This is a genomic window from Pusillimonas sp. SM2304 (assembly GCF_031628915.1).
In the GTDB taxonomy this organism is placed as follows: domain Bacteria; phylum Pseudomonadota; class Gammaproteobacteria; order Burkholderiales; family Burkholderiaceae_B; genus Pusillimonas_C.
In genome coordinates this window covers 1,148,893-1,169,949 of sequence record NZ_JAVLUJ010000001.1, presented here as the reverse complement: position 1 = coordinate 1,169,949, position 21,057 = coordinate 1,148,893, and the positions used below count along the sequence as shown (strand labels likewise).

14 protein-coding genes are annotated in these 21,057 nt (G+C 63.6%); 10 read left to right on the top strand and 4 right to left on the bottom strand.

Annotated features, from left to right (window positions below):
* Positions 1-635: 635 nt before the first annotated feature.
* On the bottom strand, positions 636-1,835 hold the full coding sequence (locus RE432_RS05310) for an aminotransferase class I/II-fold pyridoxal phosphate-dependent enzyme (protein WP_310932201.1): 1,200 nt from the start codon (positions 1,833-1,835) through the stop codon (positions 636-638).
* A 143-nt stretch (positions 1,836-1,978) separates the two neighbouring features.
* Between RE432_RS05310 and RE432_RS05305 the strand changes: the two genes are divergently transcribed.
* Positions 1,979-2,605, top strand: coding sequence for a LysE family translocator (locus RE432_RS05305; RefSeq protein WP_310932200.1), 627 nt, complete (start codon positions 1,979-1,981; stop codon positions 2,603-2,605).
* Here RE432_RS05305 and RE432_RS05300 read toward each other — a convergent pair.
* Positions 2,602-3,672, bottom strand: a complete 1,071-nt coding sequence (locus RE432_RS05300) for an MBL fold metallo-hydrolase (RefSeq protein ID WP_310932199.1) — start codon at positions 3,670-3,672, stop codon at positions 2,602-2,604. The genes RE432_RS05305 and RE432_RS05300 overlap by 4 nt on opposite strands.
* Before the next feature lie 129 nt (positions 3,673-3,801).
* Here RE432_RS05300 and RE432_RS05295 point away from each other — a divergent pair, with 129 nt between their 5' ends.
* The 6 genes from RE432_RS05295 (at position 3,802) to RE432_RS05270 (ending at position 12,320) form a co-directional block, all read left to right on the top strand.
* Positions 3,802-4,194: a MerR family DNA-binding transcriptional regulator gene (locus RE432_RS05295; RefSeq protein WP_310932198.1), complete on the top strand. Its 393-nt coding sequence runs from the start codon at positions 3,802-3,804 to the stop codon at positions 4,192-4,194.
* Positions 4,195-4,326: 132 nt separating this feature from the next.
* Positions 4,327-5,505 (top strand): isovaleryl-CoA dehydrogenase, encoded by a 1,179-nt coding sequence (locus tag RE432_RS05290; RefSeq protein ID WP_310932197.1) that lies wholly within the window; start codon positions 4,327-4,329, stop codon positions 5,503-5,505.
* Positions 5,506-5,528: 23 nt separating this feature from the next.
* Positions 5,529-7,412, top strand: a complete 1,884-nt coding sequence (gene aceK / locus RE432_RS05285; protein WP_310932196.1) for a bifunctional isocitrate dehydrogenase kinase/phosphatase — start codon at positions 5,529-5,531, stop codon at positions 7,410-7,412.
* Positions 7,405-8,586, top strand: a complete 1,182-nt coding sequence (locus tag RE432_RS05280; protein WP_310932195.1) for an acetyl-CoA C-acyltransferase — start codon at positions 7,405-7,407, stop codon at positions 8,584-8,586. The genes aceK and RE432_RS05280 overlap by 8 nt, the downstream gene beginning before the upstream one ends.
* 92 nt (positions 8,587-8,678) lie before the next feature.
* On the top strand, positions 8,679-10,286 hold the full coding sequence (locus RE432_RS05275) for a carboxyl transferase domain-containing protein (protein WP_310932194.1): 1,608 nt from the start codon (positions 8,679-8,681) through the stop codon (positions 10,284-10,286).
* A gap of 15 nt (positions 10,287-10,301) precedes the next feature.
* On the top strand, positions 10,302-12,320 hold the full coding sequence (locus RE432_RS05270; RefSeq protein WP_310932192.1) for an acetyl/propionyl/methylcrotonyl-CoA carboxylase subunit alpha: 2,019 nt from the start codon (positions 10,302-10,304) through the stop codon (positions 12,318-12,320).
* A 644-nt stretch (positions 12,321-12,964) separates the two neighbouring features.
* Here the strand turns inward: RE432_RS05270 and RE432_RS05265 are convergent.
* The gene (locus RE432_RS05265; protein ID WP_310932191.1) at positions 12,965-14,131 is read right to left on the bottom strand and encodes a DSD1 family PLP-dependent enzyme; all 1,167 of its coding nucleotides are present in this window, start codon (positions 14,129-14,131) and stop codon (positions 12,965-12,967) included.
* A gap of 186 nt (positions 14,132-14,317) precedes the next feature.
* Between RE432_RS05265 and RE432_RS05260 the strand changes: the two genes are divergently transcribed.
* Together RE432_RS05260 and gluQRS are read left to right on the top strand one after the other, a co-directional pair.
* On the top strand, positions 14,318-14,779 hold the full coding sequence (locus RE432_RS05260) for a DUF494 domain-containing protein (RefSeq protein ID WP_310932190.1): 462 nt from the start codon (positions 14,318-14,320) through the stop codon (positions 14,777-14,779).
* 7 nt (positions 14,780-14,786) lie between these two features.
* On the top strand, positions 14,787-15,659 hold the full coding sequence (gene gluQRS, locus RE432_RS05255) for a tRNA glutamyl-Q(34) synthetase GluQRS (protein ID WP_310932188.1): 873 nt from the start codon (positions 14,787-14,789) through the stop codon (positions 15,657-15,659).
* Between the two features lie 31 nt (positions 15,660-15,690).
* Here gluQRS and RE432_RS05250 read toward each other — a convergent pair whose 3' ends face one another.
* Entirely contained in the window at positions 15,691-18,240 is a 2,550-nt protein-coding gene (locus tag RE432_RS05250) for a GDYXXLXY domain-containing protein (RefSeq protein WP_310932186.1), read from the bottom strand.
* A 62-nt stretch (positions 18,241-18,302) separates the two neighbouring features.
* Here RE432_RS05250 and RE432_RS05245 point away from each other — a divergent pair, with 62 nt between their 5' ends.
* Positions 18,303-20,987: a DNA topoisomerase III gene (locus RE432_RS05245; RefSeq protein WP_310932184.1), complete on the top strand. Its 2,685-nt coding sequence runs from the start codon at positions 18,303-18,305 to the stop codon at positions 20,985-20,987.
* The last annotated feature ends 70 nt before the right edge of the window (positions 20,988-21,057 follow it).

The window sequence follows — 21,057 nt, the reverse complement described above, 5'->3', positions numbered from 1 at the left end:
TCCGAAAACCGCCCTCCACCCCTGTCAACCACACAGCCCTGTAAAGCGTCTGATTGGGCTGAACCCATTGATTGGACCGAACCCCTCGCTGTGCCATGGCGTCTTCATAGAGCGTCCGTGGTTTGAAGCGCGTGGCTCGACGCACAGAGCATTTGGGCGGAAATGCGCTGCATTGCATGACCTTAAGCGTAGGTGCGTGCTGACTGTTTGACTTCTGAGCAATGCCCAGGTCACCCACCATCACAGACAGTAAAGAGCCGAACGCTGCACAACAGCGTCCAGCGCCAATCACACGACATGACAAGCAAAACGGGGTACCAATCCTATTTATGATGAGGCCTGCCGGGTGCTGGCGGGGTGGGAGGGCGACTTCGGGCCACGCCGCGTCAATCCTGGCTGGCCGGGATGCAAGGGCGCAGTTGTTCGAGCGCCGGCTTTCGGGCCACCGGCCCGATGGCGCGAGTTTTGCGCCCGCCCGGCCAGTCAGGATTGACGCGGGCAGTCCTGCGCAGCAGGACCGGGGCACGGGAGCACGACTGCCCCGCCAGCACCCGGCAGGCCGTCTTAGAAAGACAAACAGACAGCCAAAAACAAACAGCCCGCCTTAAACCCAATTAAAGCAGCGCCATCGCCGACTACCCTTGAGCCGCCCGCCCCAACGCCTGCGTAATATCCGCAATCAAATCGCCCGGCGACTCCAGCCCAATATGCAGCCGGACAATCGCGTTGGAAGTAGCCGTCCAATAGCCATGCGGCTGCAGCGCAGCGTGATCCACCAATTGCACCAGGCTTTCAAAGCCCCCCCACGAAAACCCGATCCCGAACAGCTTCAGGCCATCCACGAAGCGCCGTGCGGCGGCATTGTCCAGCTTCAGCTCGACCGACAGCATCCCATTGGAACCCGTGCAATCCCGCTGCCACAAAGCATGGCCCGGGTCCTCGTGCCAGGCAGGATGAAAAATGCGAACCACTTCCGGACGGCCCGCCAGGAACTGGCAAACCTCCAGCGCATTCTGCGCGGTCTGCCGCATGCGGATCGGCAACGTGCGTGCGCCGCGTATGGCCAGCCAGGCATCGTCGGCGCTGATGGAGTATCCCATGGCGTAGTGGGTATCGTTGATACGCCGGACAATATCCGGGTCCTTGGCCATGACCGCGCCCAACATCAGGTCGGAATGGCCGCCCACGTATTTGGTGCCGGCCACCACCGAGATATCGGCCCCCAGATCCAGCGGGCGGTAAATATAGCCCGACCCCCAGGTATTGTCGGTCGCCAGAATCAACTTGTGCTCGCGGGCAAATTGCGCCAGTGCGGGAATGTCCAGCATTTCGAACAGCAGCGACCCGGGCGACTCCACATACAGCACGCGGGTATTGGGGCGCAGCTGGGCTGCCAGGTCGGCCACCCTGGCGCGGCTGTAGCTCACCTCCAGGCCCATGCGCCCCAGCACCGTCTTATCCAGGTAACGCACCGGGCCGTAGGCGCAGTCGGCCACAATGACGTGGTCGCCGCTATTTAGCACACTGAACAGCGCCAAGGTGATAGCGCCCAGCCCCGACGAGGCCAGGAAGGCGCGTTCGGCCCCCTCGAGATCGCAGAATACTTGCTCCAGCGCGGCATGGGTATCCATGCCGACACGGCCATAAGTCACGCTGCGTTCGCCCTTGGCCTTGCCCGCCTGCGCCTCGTCCAGCGCATCGAGATTCTGAAAACGCACCGTGCTGGTGCGCATGGACGGCAAGGCCACCGGCGCTGCCCCGGAGACGGGATCGAATGCGGCGGTGCCGGTGTGCTGCAGTTGGGTATCCAGTTGAAGGGAAAGGGATTTGGCCATGGCGTAGTATGTTAAAAATTGGAAATCGCGGAATGCGCGCAGATGCGCCTCCTCTCGATGATAATGGATAGACGGCAAACGCGTTGCCCAAGCGGCCCGCCGCCCTAGCCGCCCGTTTCAGTACCTGCTTCCTGGCGACCCTTATGCTGACTTATGACCTGGCGCTGTCCTTCTTTGGCATTGCCGTGCTGCTGGCGCTGGCGCCGGGGCCCGACAACCTGTTCGTCCTGATGCAGTCGGCCATGTGGGGCCGCGCCTCCGGCCTGGCGGTCGTCCTGGGGCTATGTACCGGCCTGATCGGCCATACGCTGGCCGTCGCGGTGGGGCTGGCGGCGGTCTTTGCGGCATCCGAGACGGCATTCACCGTCCTCAAGCTGGCGGGCGCGCTGTATCTGCTCTACCTGGCCTGGGGCGCCTTCCGTGCGCAGGGCCGGGCCCACAGCCGTGAACAGCCGCGGAAATCAACGGCAGGCGCTCTGTTCCGGCGCGGCATCATCATGAACCTGACCAACCCCAAGGTGTCCTTGTTCTTCCTGGCTTTCCTGCCGCAATTCACCTCGCCCGCGCGCGGGTCCGTCGCCTTGCAAACGCTGAGCCTGGGCGCGCTGTTCATGCTGGCTACCTTGCTGGTGTTCGGCATGCTGGCCTGGTTTTCCGGCGCGCTGGGCGAGCGCATCCAAAAATCGCATACCGCCCAGCGCGCGCTCAACCGCCTGGCGGGCGTGGTGTTCCTGGGCCTGGCCGTGAAACTGGCCCTGTCCAACCGCTAGGCGCGCTGGAAGCGAATGACGCCGTCGCCGCCGGTGGACCGCGTCAGCTTGCCATCGAAATACAGTGCATGCAGGTGCGCCAGCGCCTCGCCCATGGCGAAGGTCAGTTGATGCAGATCCAGCTCGCGCTTGAACATGATGGGGACAATGTCGGATGTGCTCTTGGGCTGCGCACAAGCGTCGATGACTTCTTCCAGGCGCTCGGCATGGTGCGCATGCTGCTGCGCGATGCGTTCGTGCAGACCCTTGAAAGGCCGGCCGTGCGACGGCAGCACCAAGGTATCTTCAGGCAGGCGGTCATAGGCGCGCAGCGAATCCAGATACAAGGGCAATGGATTGGCATCGGGCTCATAGTTGAACACGCTGATATTGGTGGAGATGCGCGGCAGCACCATATCGCCCGAAATCAACACCTTCAGGCTGGCGCAGTACAAGGACGCGTGCTCGGGCGCATGGCCGTAGCCCACAATGATTTCCCAGTCGCGTCCGCCTATCCGCACGCGCTGGCCATCCATGATGCGGGTAAAGTGGGCCGGCACATCGGGCACCAGGTTGGGGTAGTAGTTGCTGCGTTCGCGGATTTTCTGGTGTGCTTCGGGATCGGCCAGCCCATGGCGGGCAAAATGCTCGACGGCCGGCTGCCCATTGGTGCCGACCGCCGCCGCGCCCTCGACCGCCGGCCTGGACCATAAGCGCGCCACCGCATAATCGGTCATGGTCATCCACAGCGGCGCATTCCAGCGTTCGCACAGCCAGTGCGCCAGGCCGATGTGGTCGGGATGCATATGGGTCACGATCACGCGCAGCACGGGCAGCCCTTCCAGGGCGTCCTTGAAGACCTGTTCCCACAAACCCTTGACCTCGTCGCGCGACACGCCGCAATCGACAATAGTCCATCCGTCGCGCCCGTCGATCTGGTCGCGCAGCAGCCACACGTTGATGTGATTCAGCGCAAAAGGCAGGGGCATTTTCACCCAGCGCACACCATCGGCCACGGTGATGACGCCACCCGGCTCGGGCTGCTGGTCGCCCCAGGGGTACTCAAGTTTCTGTTCATTCGGATTCATGCGGTCTCCATGCGAGGGGCTTTGGGCGGCCCGATATTCAAGGCTGCCGGACACAGCACATTCTAGTATGCTCGACCCGGCTTATTATGGCATCATACTTGACGTTAACGTAAACGGTAGATCGTCTTCATGAGTGAACCCACCTGGACCATATCCGAGCTTGCGCAAGAGTTCGCCGTTACCCCGCGCACCCTTCGATTCTACGAAGACCAGGGCATCGTCAGCCCCGCGCGCGACGGCCGCAACCGCGTCTATACGGCGCGCGACCGCACCCGGCTCAAGCTGGCCCTGCGCGGCAAGCGGCTGGGTTTCCAACTGTCCGAAATCCTTAGCCTGATCGATATGTACGACGGGCCGGGCGGTACGGCGGCCCAGTTGCGGCATTACATGGGCGTGCTGGAAAAACACCGCCACGTCCTGGAGCAGCAGCGCAAGGATATCGACGAAACCTTGCAGGAAATTCATCGCCAGCAAGCGGATTGCGATGCCCTGCTGGCGCGCCGCTCGGGAAAGCCCTTATAGTTGACGTTTACGTAAACGTAATATAAATACATTTTCGGGCAAACCTCTGCTAAGTTAGGCCTGTTGAACCGGCCAGCCTGCATAGCCCACGCGATTCAGGCACCCGCCTCTCGCACCGATACGGAGACCACCATGAATCTTCCCGGCTTGAATTTCGATCTGGGTTCCGACCTGGACATGCTGCGCGACGCAGTCCGCGACTTTGCCCAGGCCGAGATCGCGCCGCGCGCCGCCGACATCGACCGCAGCGACGAATTCCCCATGGACTTATGGCGCAAGTTCGGCGATCTGGGCGTGCTGGGCATGACGGTGGACGAAGCCTATGGTGGCGCCAACATGGGGTATCTGGCGCACATGATCGCCATGGAGGAAATCTCGCGCGCCAGCGCTTCGGTGGCCCTGTCCTACGGGGCGCATTCGAATTTGTGCGTCAACCAGATTCATCGCAACGGCACCGAGGCGCAAAAGCAAAAATACCTGCCCAAGCTGGTGTCCGGCGAACATGTGGGCGCCCTGGCCATGAGCGAGCCGGGCGCGGGCTCGGACGTGGTCAGCATGAAACTGCGGGCCGAGAAAAAAGGCGACCGCTATGTGCTGAACGGCAACAAAATGTGGATCACCAACGGCCCCGATGCCGACACGCTGGTCGTCTATGCCAAAACCGATCCCGGCGCCAAACAGCGGGGCATTACCGCATTCATCGTCGAAAAAGGCGTGCAGGGGTTTTCAATCGCGCAAAAGCTCGACAAGCTGGGCATGCGCGGCAGCCACACGGGCGAGCTGGTGTTTCAGGACTGCGAAATTCCGGAAGAGAACATCCTGGGCGAGCTCAATGGCGGGGTCAAGGTCCTGATGAGCGGACTGGACTATGAACGCGCCGTGCTGGCCGGCGGGCCGCTTGGCATTATGCAGGGCGTCATGGACATCGTGGTGCCCTACATCCATGACCGCAAGCAGTTCGGCCAGTCCATCGGCGAGTTCCAGCTTATCCAGGGCAAGGTGGCCGACCTGTACACCACCCTGCAGGCCAGCCGGGCTTTCTGCTATGCGGTCGGCAAGAATCTGGACCGCCTGGGCAGCGGCCATGCGCGCGAAGTGCGCAAGGATTGCGCTGCGGTCATTCTGTATTGCGCCGAAAAAGCCACCTGGATGGCCGGTGAAGGCATACAGATACTGGGGGGCAATGGCTATATCAATGAATACCCCACGGGCCGCCTGTGGCGCGACGCCAAGCTGTATGAAATCGGCGCCGGCACCAGCGAAATTCGCCGCATGCTGATCGGGCGCGAACTGTTCAACGAAACGGCCTGAGCGCCGGCACAGGGGCGGGCGCCATGCTCTTCGATGCGGATCACCAGCATATCAAGCCGGTCCCACGCTTGGGCCCGGCGCCGCAGGCGGTGGCGCAAACCATGCTTGACGGCTTCAATCGCCATTACGCGCTGTTCCGCTACGGCGCGCAGCGCGCCAAGTCGCTGTACGAATCGGGCGACTGGCGCGGCATCCAGCAACTTTCGCAAGAACGTATTGAATACTACGATACGCGCGTGCGCGAATGCGCCGCCCTGCTGGCCTCGGCGCTGAAAGGCAGCGACGCCAGCCCCGAAGGCGCCTCGGCACTGAAAAGCCTGACCGGCGCCCAGACCGCCTTCTGGCAGGCGGTCAAGTCCCATTATGTCGCCCTGCTCGCCGACCACCGGCAGCCCGAATGCGCGGAAACCTTTTTCAACTCGGTGTCCTGCCGGATTCTGCACCGCGACTATTTTCACAACGATTTCCTGTTCGTGCGGCCCGCCGTGGCCACCGAGTACCTGGACAGCAGGCTGCCGTCCTACCGCGTCTACTACCCGGCCGCCGATGGCCCGCAGGCGACGCTGATCAGCATGATTGCCGACTTCGGCCTGGCCGCGCCTTTTGCCGACCTGCCCGCCGATGCGCGCCAGGCTGTGCGCATGGCGGTCCACCAACTGCGGCGCATGATCCCCAAGGACGCCGGCCAGCGCATTGCGCCGGACTGCCAGATCCATGTGTTGAACTCGCTGTTCTTTCGCAACAAGGGCGCTTACGCGGTCGGGCGCCTGATCAACCAGGGCAATATTTATCCATTCGCCATTGCCCTGCTGCATACGCCCTCCGGCCAGATCCGGCTTGACGCCCTGCTGCACACCCAGGACGACCTGAGCACCCTGTTCAGCTTTACCCGGGCCTACTTCCTGGTCGACATGGAAACGCCCGCAGCCTATGTGCATTTTCTGAACTCGCTGCTGCCGCGCAAGCCCAAGGCCGAGATCTACACCACGATAGGGCTGCAAAAGCAGGGCAAGACGCTGTTTTATCGCGACTTCCTGCACCACCTGGCGCACTCGCGCGATGCCTTCGACATCGCGCCGGGCATCAAGGGCATGGTCATGACGGTCTTCACCCTGCCCTCTTACCCTTATGTGTTCAAGCTGATCCGCGACCGCATCGCCAAGCCGGGCATGGACCACGCCACGGTCAGACGCAAATACCAGCTGGTCAAGAAGCACGACCGGGTCGGGCGCATGGCCGACACCTGGGAGTATTCGCAAGTGGCCTTGCCGCGCGAGCGCTTCTCGCAGGCCTTGCTGGACGAACTGCGCAGCCAGGTGCCCAGCCTGCTGGAAGAAACCAGCCGCAACATTGTGCTGCGCCATGTCTATATAGAACGGCGCATGGCCCCCCTTAACCTGTATCTGGCGCGGGCGTCGGATGCCGTGCTGGAAACCGCCGTCAGGCGCTATGGCGATGCCATACGCGACCTGACCGCCGCCAACATTTTCCCCGGCGACATGCTGTTCAAGAACTTCGGCGTCACCCGCCTGGGGCGGGTTGTGTTCTATGATTACGACGAGATTCAACGCATGACGGAAATGAACTTCCGGCGCATTCCACCCGCCCCGTATCCCGAAGCCGAACTATCGGGCGAACCGTGGTATCCGGTGGGCGCCAATGACGTCTTTCCGGAAGAGTTTCAAACCTTTTTACTGGGCGACCCCCGTGTACGGGCGGCCTTTCTGAAGTATCACGCAGAACTGCTGGACGCAGACTGGTGGCAGGCCTGCCGCGAACGCGCGGCAAAAGGCCGTATCGAAGACATTTTTCCGTACGACCATGACCGGCGCCTGTCTGCCCGCGTTGCCGTCCCTGCGGGGCGCCCTTTACCTTCATCGCATCCTTCAGGAGCAAATCATGTCTGACCCTATTGTTATCGTATCCGTTGCCCGTACGCCCATGGGCGGCATGATGGGCAGTTTGTCCGGCCTGGCGGCGCACGAGCTGGGCGCCACCGCCATCAAGGCCGCCATCGAACGCGCGGGCATCGAGGGCGATGCCGTCGACGAAGTCATCATGGGCAACGTACTGCAGGCAGGCCAGGGCCAGGCGCCGGCCCGCCAGGCCGCCCTGGGCGCGGGCCTGCCCTTGGGCGTGGGCTGCACCACCATACACAAAGTCTGCGGATCGGGCCTGAAAGCGGCCATGTTCGGCCACGACATCCTGCTCGCGGGCAGCGCCGATGTCGTCGTGGCAGGCGGGCAGGAAAGCATGAGCAACGCCCCCTACCTGCTGCTGCGCGGACGCCAGGGCTATCGCTACGGCCATTCCACCGTCTACGACCACATGGCGCTGGACGGCCTGGAGGACGCCTACAAGCGCGGCACCGCCATGGGCGTTTTCGCCGAGGACTGCGCCGACAAATACTCCTTCACGCGCGAGCAGCAAGACGCTTTCTCGCTGGAATCGCTGCGCCGCGCCCGCGCGGCAACGGAAGACGGCAGCTTCAAATGGGAAATCGCCCCCGTCACCGTGGCCGGCCGCAAAGGCGACACCATCATCGATACCGACGAAGCGCCCACCAAGGCCATGCCGGAAAAAATCCCGACCCTCAAGCCGGCATTCAAGAAAGACGGCACGGTCACGGCCGCCAACTCGTCGTCGATTTCGGACGGCGGCGCCGCCATGGTGTTGATGCGCGAATCGACCGCCAAGAAACTGGGCGCGACACCGCTTGCCCGCATCGTGAGCCACAGCCAGCACTCACAGGAGCCGGGCTGGTTCACCACGGCGCCGGTCGGCGCCATCAACAAACTGCTGGACAAAGCCGGCTGGAAAGCGGAAGACGTCGACCTGTATGAAATCAATGAGGCTTTCGCCGTCGTCACCATGGCGGCCATGGTCGAGCTCAAGCTGCCGCACGAGAAAGTCAACATTCACGGCGGCGCCACCGCGCTGGGCCACCCCATTGGCGCATCCGGCGCGCGCCTGCTGACGACCTTGGTCGGCGCGCTGCGCAAGACCGGCGGCAAGCGCGGCATCGCTTCGCTGTGCATCGGCGGCGGCGAAGCCGTGGCCCTGGCCGTGGAAATGGTCTAGGCCCCGTCCCTATTTGATCTGATCACGGAACACGCCGGTCGCGGGGCACGGTTGCCCGGCTCCGCCCTTGTCCCGTCTTTTTAGGAATAGCAATGCCCGTCATCGAGTCCCGGATCAACCCGCGATCACAAGCGTTCGCCGACAACGCACGCGCCATGCAGGAACAGGTCGACGACCTGCTCGACAAACTGCGCCAGACCGCCCTGGGCGGCAACGAAGCGGCGCGCGGCAAGCACTTGGCGCGCGGCAAACTGCTGCCACGCGATCGCGTGGAGCGCCTGCTGGATCCGGGCACGCCGTTTCTGGAACTCTCGCCCCTGGCCGCGCACAATGTCTATGACAACGCCGCGCCCGGCGCGGGGCTGATCACGGGCATAGGACGGGTGGCGGGCGTCGAGTGCATGATCGTCTGCAACGATGCGACGGTCAAAGGCGGCACCTACTATCCGCTGACGGTCAAGAAGCATTTGCGGGCGCAGGAAATTGCCCAGCAGAACCGGCTGCCCTGCATCTACCTGGTCGATTCGGGCGGGGCCAATCTGCCCAACCAGGACGAAGTCTTTCCCGATCGCGACCACTTCGGCCGCATCTTCTACAACCAGGCGACCATGTCGGCCCAGGGCATTGCCCAGATCGCCGTCGTCATGGGCTCGTGCACGGCGGGCGGCGCCTATGTGCCCGCCATGAGCGACGAATCCATCATCGTCAAGAACCAGGGCACCATCTTCCTGGGCGGCCCGCCGCTGGTCAAGGCAGCCACGGGCGAAGAAGTCACCGCCGAGGACCTGGGCGGCGGCGATGTCCACACCCGGCTGTCGGGCGTGGCCGACCACTTGGCCAATAACGACCTGCACGCCCTGTCTCTGGCGCGTGGCGCCGTGGGTCGGCTCAACCACCATAAACCCGTCCAGCTCCAGCGCCAGCCCTATGCCGAGCCGCTGTACGACCCGCAAGAACTGAATGGCATCATCCCCAACGATACCCGCAAGCCCTACGACGTGCGCGAAGTCATCGCCCGCATCGTCGACGGCTCCGCATTCGATGAGTTCAAGGCCCGCTTCGGCACCACGCTGGTCACCGGCTTTGCGCACATCCACGGCATGCCGGTCGGCATCATTGCCAATAACGGTATTCTGTTTTCCGAAGCCGCCCAAAAGGGTACGCACTTCATCGAGCTGTGCTGCCAGCGCAAGATTCCCCTGGTATTCCTGCAGAACATCACGGGCTTCATGGTGGGCCGCAAGTACGAGAACGAAGGCATCGCCCGCCACGGCGCAAAAATGGTGACGGCGGTATCGACCGCCTCGGTGCCCAAGTTCACCATCCTCATCGGCGGTTCGTTCGGCGCCGGCAACTACGGCATGTGCGGCCGCGCCTTCGGCCCCCGGCTGCTGTTCCTGTGGCCCAATGCCCGCATCTCGGTGATGGGCGGGGAACAGGCCGCCAGCGTGCTGGCCACGGTGCGCCGCGACGGCATCGAGGCCAAAGGCGGCCAATGGAGCGCCGACGAGGAAGAAGCCTTCAAGGCGCCCATCCGCCAGCAGTACGAAGAGGAAGGCCACCCCTACTACGCCACGGCGCGCTTGTGGGACGACGGCATCATCATGCCGGCCGACACGCGCCGGGTACTGGCCCTGAGCCTGTCGGCCGCACTGAACGCCCCCATCGAGGACACGCGTTTCGGCGTGTTCCGCATGTAATCCCAAGGAGTCGATGTGTTCAACACTTTATTGATCGCGAACCGCGGCGAAATCGCCTGCCGCGTGGCAGCCAGCGCACGCCGCCTGGGGATACGCACGGTGGCCGTCTATTCCGATGCCGACGCCCATGCCCGCCATGTCGCCGCCTGCGATACGGCCGTGCATATCGGCGGCCCCGAGCCCCGCGAAAGCTATTTGCGCGGCGATGCCATTCTCGAGGCGGCGCGCAAGACCGGCGCCCAGGCCGTGCATCCGGGCTATGGCTTCCTGTCCGAAAACGAAGCCTTCGCGCAGGCCTGCGCCGACGCGGGCATTATCTTTGTAGGGCCGCCCAACAGCGCGATTGCCGCCATGGGCAGCAAGTCGGCCGCCAAGTCATTGATGGAAAAGGCCGGCGTGCCGCTGGTGCCCGGCTATCACGGCGACAATCAGGACCCGCAGTTCCTGCAATCGCAGGCCGACGCCATGGGCTACCCGGTGCTGATCAAGGCCAGCGCGGGCGGTGGCGGCAAGGGCATGCGCATCGTGGAGAACAGCGCGGCATTTGCCGACGCGCTGGCGTCCTGCAAACGGGAAGCGGCCAGCAGCTTCGGCGACGACAAGGTGCTGATCGAACGCTATCTGCAAAAACCCCGGCATATCGAAATCCAGGTCTTTGCCGACACGCACGGCCATTGCGTATACCTGTTCGAGCGCGACTGCTCGGTACAGCGGCGGCACCAGAAGGTCATCGAAGAGGCGCCCGCGCCAGGCATGACCGAAGAGCGCCGGCGCGCCATGGGCGACGCCGCGGTCGCGGCCGCGCGGGCCGTCAATTATGTCGGCGCCGGCACGGTGGAGTTCATTGTCGAGCCCGACGGCCGTTTTTATTTCATGGAAATGAATACGCGCCTGCAGGTCGAGCACCCGGTGACGGAAATGATTACCGGCCACGATCTGGTCGAATGGCAGCTGCGCATTGCCGCCGGCGAGCCTTTGCCGGTGACGCAAGAGGAATTACACATTACAGGCCATGCCATCGAGGCACGCATCTATGCCGAAAATCCCGACAAGGGTTTTCTGCCTTCCATCGGGACCTTGGCCACGCTGGATTTCCCGCCCCATGCGGCCTTCCAGAACGGCGATATCCGGATAGACGGCGGCGTGCAGGCGGGCGACACCATTACGCCTTTTTACGACCCCATGATCGCCAAGCTGATTGTGCGGGGCAGTGATCGTGAACAAGCCCGCGCGCGCATGGTGCAGGCCCTGGGCGAGATCCGCAGCGTCGGGGTGCAGACCAATATTGCCTTCCTGCGGCGGCTGATGCTGGACCCGGCCTTTGCCCAGGCGGACCTGGATACCGGCCTGATCGAACGCCAGCACAATAGCCTGTTCCCGGCAGTGCCTGCGGCCAGCGACAGTACGCTGGCGCTGGGCATCGCGGCGCTGCTGGCCAGCCGGGGACTGCACTATTCGGTTCTTCAGCGGAACAAAGTCCCGGTAGACCCGTGGGCCCGGGCCGATGGCTGGCGCGTGGCCGGGTCTTACACACAGATGTTCGGCCTGATCGAGCAAGATGCGCTGCGCGAGGTATCGGTGCGGCGCATCGGGGCGCAGTGGGCTTATCAGCATCAGGGCGAGCCGGCGCCGTTTGAGTGGGATGCGCAACTGGCTTCACCAGGACAGTATCGGGTGCGCATCCGGCTTGGCGGCGCGGATGCGTTTGCGACGGTGATTGTCCGTGGCGAGGCGCTGCATGTGTTTCGCGACGGGGCGGTGCATGTGCTGCAGCTTCACGACGCGGTGGCGCATGCTCAGGATGATGGGGGCGACCACGGAGGCGGACTGACGGCGCCGATGCCGGGGAAGATTATTTCGATTTCGGTGAAGGCGGGCGATGTGGTGAAGAGCGGGGATGCGTTGCTGGTGATGGAAGCCATGAAGATGGAACATACGATTCTTGCGCCGGCGGACGGGACGGTGCAGGAGGTGTTTTTCGGGGTGGGGGATCAAGTGACGGATGGGGTGGAGTTGATTGCTATTTCGGCTTGATTTCTTGTTTTTAGCCGAATTTCGTTGCTGTTTTAATAATTTTGGACGATTTTAGTTCATTTTAATTCTTAAGGCGGTGTTGGACCTGATGCCGGGTTCTGCGCCGATCGCTGCGGCCCCGGCCCTGCCGGGGCTACCCGGGCATCCTCCTGAAAGCGGGGGTCGGACGCGAACTCGCTTGGCTACAGTCCCCCGGACTGTTGCCAAGCTCAGACATGCGCGTCCTCTTACGCCCCCCGTTTCAGGAGGCTGCCCGGCTTGCTCAAACGGCGCGCCACCCGGCATCAGATCCAACACCGCTTAGATACATAAGCACTGAAGGGTTTTCCTGGGAAGGGATTAATCTGTGAAGGCGCTGCGCTGTCCGGGGCCAGGTGGAGCAACGGTTGAGCAAGCCGTGGGGCGGGCCTGGGGCGGGGGCGTAAGAGGACGCGCATGTCTGAGCAAAAGGCGGTCCGGGGGACCGCTTTTTGTGAGTTCGCGTCCGACCCCGGCTCAGGCCCGCCCCACGGGAAGCCTCGGCAAAGCCGAGGCCGCAGCGATCGGCGCGTAACCTGGCCCCGGACAGCGCAGCGCCTGGGTTAAAAAAACAGACTGAATCCCCTTGCCTGGACCAAGAACGCCTTGGCGCAAAGCCGTCCGCATCAACGGCTAAGCCCCCGCGCACTGACAGGCCAGATCGCTTCCACATACCCGCCACGCACCCCAATAACGGTATCGTGTAGATTGAACGTCGGGTCGCAATGCGAAGGAATCAGTCGGATGCGGTCGCCCAGAGCGGGGCGATGGGCCGGATCATCTGCCTGCAGAATGCTGTGCTCATCGTTGACCGCTATGCAGCGCACACCCTCGAGCCCCACCGCTGCGGGCGTGCCGCTTTCTGCGCTGGTGGATTTCAGGCCCACATCGATGACGGCCCGTTCCGGCGTGGGCGTGCTCATCACCGTGCCCAGCAGGAACAGGCTGTGCCGGAAAGCCAGGCTCTCGCCCCAATCCAGACTGCCGTAATCCGTGTCCATGAAGGCATACGTGCCCGCCTGGATTTCGGTAAAGACGTCGCTGGCGACATCGAAGGCGGCGCTGCCGGTGCCGCCGCCGGTAACCACAGGGCATTTGATGCCGGCCTGCTGCAGGGCCTCCAGATGCTTGCGGACCAGCTTGACGGCTTTTTCGCAGGATTGCTGGCGCTGCGCCAGCCCGTGCTTGTGCTGCAGGCCGCCGTGATAGGCCTGAATCCCCATGAACTGGAGATTGGGCAGGGCCTGGATGCGCTGGGCCAGCGCCACTGTTTCTTCGGGCGTCTGCACCCCGCAGCGCTTCTGGCCGACGTCGACTTCAACCAGCACGCCCAGGCTGGCCTTGTGCTTGAGCATGGCGTCGGACAGGGCCTCGACGTTGGCGGGATGGTCGGCGCAGACGGTGATGTCGGCCTGGTGGGCCAGTTGCGCCAACAGGGTCAGCTTGGCCGGGCCGACCACCTCGTTGCTGATATGGATGTTGCGCAGTCCCGCCGCGACGAAAGGAACGGCCTCGGATACTTTCTGGCAGCAAATGCCCTGGGCGCCCAGGGCAAGCTGGCGCAAGGAGATATCGGGACAGCGATGCGCCTTGGCATGCGGGCGCAAGCCCACGCCGTGCCGTTCGGCCAGCGCCTGCATGGCGCGCAGGTTGTCCTCGAAGGCGTCCAGATCAAGCAGCAGGCTGGGTGTGTCGATGTCCGCCAAGGCATCGCCTATCTGCGCGGCCGGTGCGATCGCCATGGCCTGGTCGACTGCGTTTTGCCGCTGTGCCAATTGCGTTACCCCTTCCATGATCTTCCCTTTAGTCGGTTTACACTACGCGCCGTACGCTGCGCCGTGAAGGCCGCAAGCGTCGGTTTGCAGCAACACGTCCAAGTTGCCGGACATCGGAATTCAGCGTAAAGTCATTCCTAACTTTACCGGTTTACCTTATTTACTGGCTTTCACATACAACACGGCAACCGGAATCGCGCACTTATGTTCGATATATTGGTTTATTTATTCGAAACCTACTATACACCGCAAGCATGCCCGGAAGCGGATGTCCTGGCGCACAAGCTGGCCGCGGTCGGTTTCGAGCACGAAGACATCAACGATGCGCTGGGCTGGCTGCACGGGCTGGCGCAAACAACCGAAGAATGCGGACAACTGGCGCAAGCGCCTTTGGGCGACAGCAAGCGGATTTTCACCGATCACGAATACCAGACACTGGGCACGCAGGCCATTGGCTTCATCACCTTCCTTGAGAACTCGGGTGTGCTGCCTGCGGCATTGCGCGAAATCCTCATCGAGCGCGCCCAGGCCACCGGCGAGTCACCCATTTCACTGGCCAAGATCAAGATCATTGCGCTGATGGTGCTCTGGAGCCAGGAAGCCGAGGTCGACCATCTGGTGTTCGAGGAACTTCTGGCCGACGACCACGCCCGTCTATCGCACTAGCACCTTGATGGCATCAGCGTCTGCACGCAGCAAGCCTGTTTACCGGGGGCGCTTTGCGCCCAGCCCCAGCGGGCCGCTGCATAATGGCTCGCTGATCGCCGCCATGGCCAGCTTCCTGGACGCCCGGGCGCAGCAGGGCCAGTGGCTGCTGCGCATCGAAGACATCGATACCCCCAGGGTTGCGCCGGGCGCCGACAAAACCATCATGCATCAATTGCGCGTCCTGGGCATGCAATGGGACGGCGAGCCGGTCTGGCAATCGCAGCGCCTGGATGTGTATCAGGCGGCTTTCGACACGCTGCTGGCCAGGGATGAAGTCTATGGATGCGCCTGCACGCGCCAGGAGCTGCCCTCAGAGGGTCCCTACCCCGGCACCTGCCGTCATGGGTTGCCCCCCGGCCGCCAGCCCCGTGCGTGGCGTTTCAGAGTCCCTCAGGGGGTAGAACGCTTTCATGACCGCTGGCACGGACCGCAGCAACAGGATGTGGCGGCGGAAACGGGCGATTTCATCATCAAGCGGGCCGATGGCCTGTGGGCGTATCAGATGGTGGTCGTGGTGGACGATGGCGAACAAGGCATCACGCATATCGTCCGCGGGGCCGATCTGCTGGATTCGACCGCGCGCCAGCGCGTGCTGGCGCGCCATCTGGGCATCGATTATCCATCGGTCATGCACGTCCCCCTGCTGTGCGACGCCACCGGCCGGAAATTGTCCAAGCAGAATCACGCCGCCGCCATGGACATCACACGCCCTTTGCCCACCCTGAACAAAGCGTGGCAGGCGCTGGGCTTCGAGGCGCTGGCCGTGAACGACATGGCGTCGTTCTGGCAGATCGCGCTGGAACGCTGGGCCGCGCGTTACGGCAGCACGGGCGGCTAGGCCCCCAGAACCAGCGGGTAGCGTCGGCGATTCAGGGCAGCGGCCGGCCTTGCGCGTCCAGCAAGCGCAGCAGCAGCCCGGTCCCGCGCCGATCGACCCGGAACTCGCCATAACGTGCCGCCTCGTAGCGCGACGCCTGCCCTTCCGGGAAAAACCAGGCATCGGTCACGATACGCAGCGTGCCATGGCGCAGGCGGAATTCCAGCCACACATCCGATTCCTCCGGCACGGCACCATCCAGGGCGTCCAGAGACGGGCTGACCGCCTGCACGTGATGCACCCCTTCCGCGTCAGGCCGCAATACCAGCCAGCCGCCCTGCCGGGCTTCGACGGCTTGCGCGGTCTGGGGCGGCGCCTGCGCCAGCATCCGCCGCGCTTCATCGGCCGCGGCAAAACGCAACGCCATGTAGTCGCCTTGCATCAAGGAGCGGGGGTCGACCGGCGCCAAGGCCAGGATCACCGGCTGCCCGTGCGCCAGAATCTGCTCGCGCTGATAGATACCGCCATTGGCAAGCAGCAGCACGGCGGCCAACCCAACGCCCAGGCCCGCCACGATCCGGCGGCGGCCCGTCCTGGGCGCCAGCAGCACCCCCACAGCCGGACGCGGGCCGGAATCCGCGTGTGCATGCGCCGCAGCGGATACGGCCGCTTTTGTACGCAGCGCCCACCACGACAGCAGCAACCAGGCGCCGGTCAGGCCCAGCACCAGCGATTTTTGCATGAGCGTGGCGTCCATCTGATAGTAAAACCGGCTTAAGTACGTCAATAGCGCCAGCACACCGAACACCATCAGGCTGCGTTGCGCCAGCGCATAACCCAGCACCAGCCAGAGCAAGGCCATGGACACGCCCGGCGCCCCCATCCATCCCAGGCTGGCCACGGCCAGCGCCGCGGGCGCCGCGACCCCCAGCCAGCGCGGCAAGCCGGCGGCACGCCGCAACAGCGCCCACAGCGACAGCACCGGCAGGAGCGCGCAGCCCGCCCAGATCAGCAGCAGTCCGGGCGCTTGCTGCCATACCAGGGCCAGCCCCAGCATGGTGGGCGCGGGCGCGATCCAGGCCATCGCCTGCGCCAGGCAGGCCAATGCCCAGGCCAGCGGCAGCCAGAACGCCCGCCTGTCGATACGGCGGGCAGCGGCGAAAGCCAGGACCCCGGCCACCGCCAGCCACCATAGGCGCAAGTAAGCCGGCACATGCTGCCAGATGGACCCTTTGTCGAACAAGGCATTCAGGGCCTCATACTCCGGCCCGGGCCAGGTCAACAGGCAGGCCAGCGCCAGGACGAAAAATGCGCACAAGAAGCGCAAGGCAGCCCCAGCGGCCCAACCGTAGACGATGATGCCGAGCAGCAGCGTGCCCGCCGTCCTGGGCAAAGCACCGACATCGTCCAGCGCATACAGCCCCGACCCCGCCATGATCAGCCCCGTTGCGGTCAGCGTCATGCCCAGCTCACGGATGACGCTGCCGCCGCCCCTGAGAGCCAGCAGGCCCAGGCCGCACACCACCAGGCCGGCCAGCCACAGCTGCTCGAGCTCCAGGTCCAGCGTCATGAACAGGAACACAATAATCAGAATGGCGGACAGCCCCATGACGGCCAGGCGAAACAGGCTCACGTACCAGGGGTCCAGCCCCGGCGCGGCGTCCTGCGCCGGCTCAGCGCTATCCGAAGGCCTGGCCGCGCGAATCAGCTTGCCCAGTTGGCGCAGGGCCAGGCCGGCCAGCACCAGCAGCGCCACAATCGCCAGCAGCAGCGAGGCTTCGGACTCGACCCAGCTCAGCAACGGAATCGCCAGCAGGAAGAAAGCGGTGGCGGCAGCCAGGCTGACCATGGCCAGGTCGGGGCGCCAGGCGGTATAGACGCGGTACATCAGGGCCATGGCCATCAGCCCGATGGCGGCCGGCGCCGCGGGGCCGTTCTGCATATCGAAGCCCGCCATGGCTGCCACGATCAGCCAGCCCGCCATGGCTGCCGCCAGCGCGCGCGGCCCAATCCGCCAGGGGTCGTCCAGTAGCGCGCCCGCCCTTTCCCAGAGCGCCAGCAGCACCGCGTTCATCAGCGCCAGCAGCAAACCGGCGCTCGCCCAGTGCGGGGTGGCGCCGAACCAGAACCGCCCATCGAGCATGTTCAGGTATAAAGCCGCGGCCAGATTCAACAGCAAGGCGAACAGCATGCCCAGGAACACCGTGCGCGCGGCCAGCAGCCAGGGGAGGATCAATACGGCCCAAAGCAGGAACAGCTGCCAGGGATCCGCGCCAGTCTGATATATTTGGCCCACGAGGGCCAGCAAACCGCCAACCGTCACAGCAGCCAGCGCAGTCAGCAGGGCAAAAGGCGAGAAATCGCGAATGGCGGACGGCCTGAGGGCGCCCGACTGACGCCAGGCCAGGAAAACCAGCAGCACCAGCACAACCTGGGTGCCGGCCAGCTTCTGGAAGGCGCTGGCGTGTTCCCAATTGGCTGCAAGCCAGCTGATACCGGCGCTGGCCAGCAGCAGGCAAGCCAGCGCAAGCGCCGTTTTTTGCAGGAAAACGGCCCAGGAAATGCCCCGCACGGGATGGCTTTGTTGACCCTCGACTTGCATAGTGCGTTTCTCACCTCGTATTATCCGCGCTATTGCTGCTGAAACGCAGTTACTGGAAACTCATGACTAAAACGCTCATTATTGCCGAGAAACCCTCGGTTGCCCTGGACATTTCCCGCGCCCTCGGCGGCTTCACCCGGGAAGGCGACTATTTTGAAAGCGAGCACTACGTGCTGGCTTCCAGCGTGGGCCACCTGCTCAGCCTGGTTGCGCCCAACGATCCGGTGCGCGGCAAATGGAGCTTCACGCACCTTCCCGTGATTCCGCCTCAGTTCGAGCTGGGCCCCACCGACAAGCGGTCGTCCGAACGGCTCAAGCTGCTGGTCAAGCTGCTCAAGCGCAAGGATGTCGATGCGGTGATCAACGCTTGCGACGCGGGGCGCGAGGGCGAGCTCATCTTCCGGTACATTGTGCAGTATTCAGGGGTCAAGAAACCCGTCAAGCGCCTGTGGCTGCGTTCGATGACGCAAGCCGCCATACGCGAAGCCTTCGCCAACCTGCGCGACGACGACGCCATGAAGCCGCTGGAGGCAGCGGCCCGGTCGCGCGCCGAAGCGGACTGGCTGGTCGGCATCAACGGCACGCGCGCCATGACGGCGTTCAACAGCAAGGACGGCGGCTTTTTCAAGACACCGGTCGGCCGCGTGCAGACGCCCACCCTGGCCATCGTCAACGAACGCGAAGAGCGCATACGCAAGTTCGTGTCGCGCGATTATTGGGAAGTGCATGCCACCTTTGTGGCCGCGGCGGGTTTCTACAGCGGGCGCTGGTTCGACCCCAAGTTCGTCAAGGACGAGCGCGACCCCGAGCAGCGCGACTCCCGGCTCTGGTCCAGCACGGCCGCGCAAACCATCGTCATGGCCTGCCGTGGGCAACCGGGCCATGTGACCGAGGAGTCCAAGCCTTCCACGCAGATGTCGCCAGCGCTGTTCGACCTGACCTCGCTGCAGCGCGAGGCCAACTCGCGCTTCGGGTTTTCGGCCAAGACCACCCTGGCGCTGGCTCAAACGCTGTATGAACGCCACAAGGCATTGACCTATCCGCGTACCGACTCGCGCTATCTGCCGGAAGACTATATTCAAACGGTTCAGCAGACGATGGAAGCCTTGGCTGAAGGCGGCTCCGCGGCCGCGGCTCCCGTACGCCCGTTTGCGGAAACAGTGTGCAAGCAGAAATGGGTCAAGCCCAACCGGCGCATTTTCGACAATAAAAAGGTGTCGGATCACTTTGCCATTATTCCGACGCTGCAGATCCCGCGTGAATTAAGCGAGGCCGAAAGCAAGATCTACGACCTGATCGCCAAACGCTTCCTGGCCGTATTTTTCCCCGCCGCCGAGTTCCGCACCACCACCCGGATTACCGAGGTATCGGGGCATCACTTCAAGACGGAAGGCAAGGTGCTGATTGCGCCGGGCTGGCTGGCGATCTACGGCCGCGAGGCGCAAGGCGACGATACGACATTGGTCGCCGTGTCCGAAGGCGAGCAGGTCAAGACCGAAGATGTCGAATCCAAGGGGCTGGTCACCAAGCCGCCCGCGCACTTCACCGAGGCCACGCTGCTGTCGGCCATGGAAGGCGCGGGCAAGCTGGTGGACGACGAGGCGCTGCGCGAAGCGATGTCGGAACGCGGCCTGGGCACGCCGGCGACGCGGGCGGCGATTATCGAGGGCCTACTGAATGAAGGGTATTTGCGGCGCGAAGGCCGCGACCTGGTCACGAGCGCCAAGGCGCGCCAGTTGATGACGCTGCTGTCGGGACTGGGGGTGAATGAACTGACCTCGCCCGAGCTGACCGGGGGCTGGGAGCACCGTCTGAAGCAGATCGAGCAGCGCGAGCTGGATCGCGATGCCTTCATGCGGGAAATTGCCCAAATGACGCAGGTGATCGTCAAGCGGGCAAAGGAATATGAGCGGGACACGGTGCCGGGCGATTATGCAACGCTGGCGACGCCGTGTCCGAAATGCGGCAGCGTGGTGAAAGAAAACTACCGCCGCTATGCCTGCACCAGCTGCGATTTTTCGATCGGGAAACATCCGGGCGGGCGGACGTTCGAGATTGCCGAGGTCGAGGAACTGCTGACGAAGCGGGAACTGGGCCCCCTGCCGGGTTTCATCAGCAAGATGGGGCGGCCGTTCGCGGCGTTGCTGCGGATTACGGATGAATACAAGCTGGAGTTCGATTTCGGCCAGAAGGACGACGAGGACACGGAGCCGGTCGATTTTTCAGGCCATACGCCGGTGGGCGAGTGTCCGAAATGCCACCATAAGGTGTATGAGCATGGCATGAATTATGTCTGCGAGAAGTCGGTGGGCCCGGAGAAGACCTGCGATTTCCGTACGGGCAAGATGATTTTGCAGCAGGAGATTTCGGCCGAGCAGGTCAGCAAGTTGTTGTCGGAGGGCAAGACGGATTTGCTGGACGGTTTTGTGTCGAGCCGTACGAACCGGAAGTTCAAGGCGTTTTTGGTGAAGCAGCCGAACGGGAAAGTTGGTTTCGAGTTTGAGCCGCGGCCCGAGAAGCCGGGAAAGAAGGCGGCGTCCAAGACAGCGGCCAAAACAGCGACGAAGGCGGCAACGAAGACGGCTGCCAAGAAGGCGGCGGCTAAAAAGACGACGAGCAAGACAGCCACCAAGGCGCCAGCCAAGAAGGCAGCGGCTAAAAAGGCGGCCAGCAAGACGGCTGTGAAGAAGGCGGCCAAGGCGGCGCCTGTGGCAACCACGGGGGATGATGACGATCCGCCGTTTTAGGGGTTGTCGCAGTTGCGGTGAATGGGGCGGCGTCTTTTTGGGGCGCCGTTTTTTTGCCTTGTACGTCTTG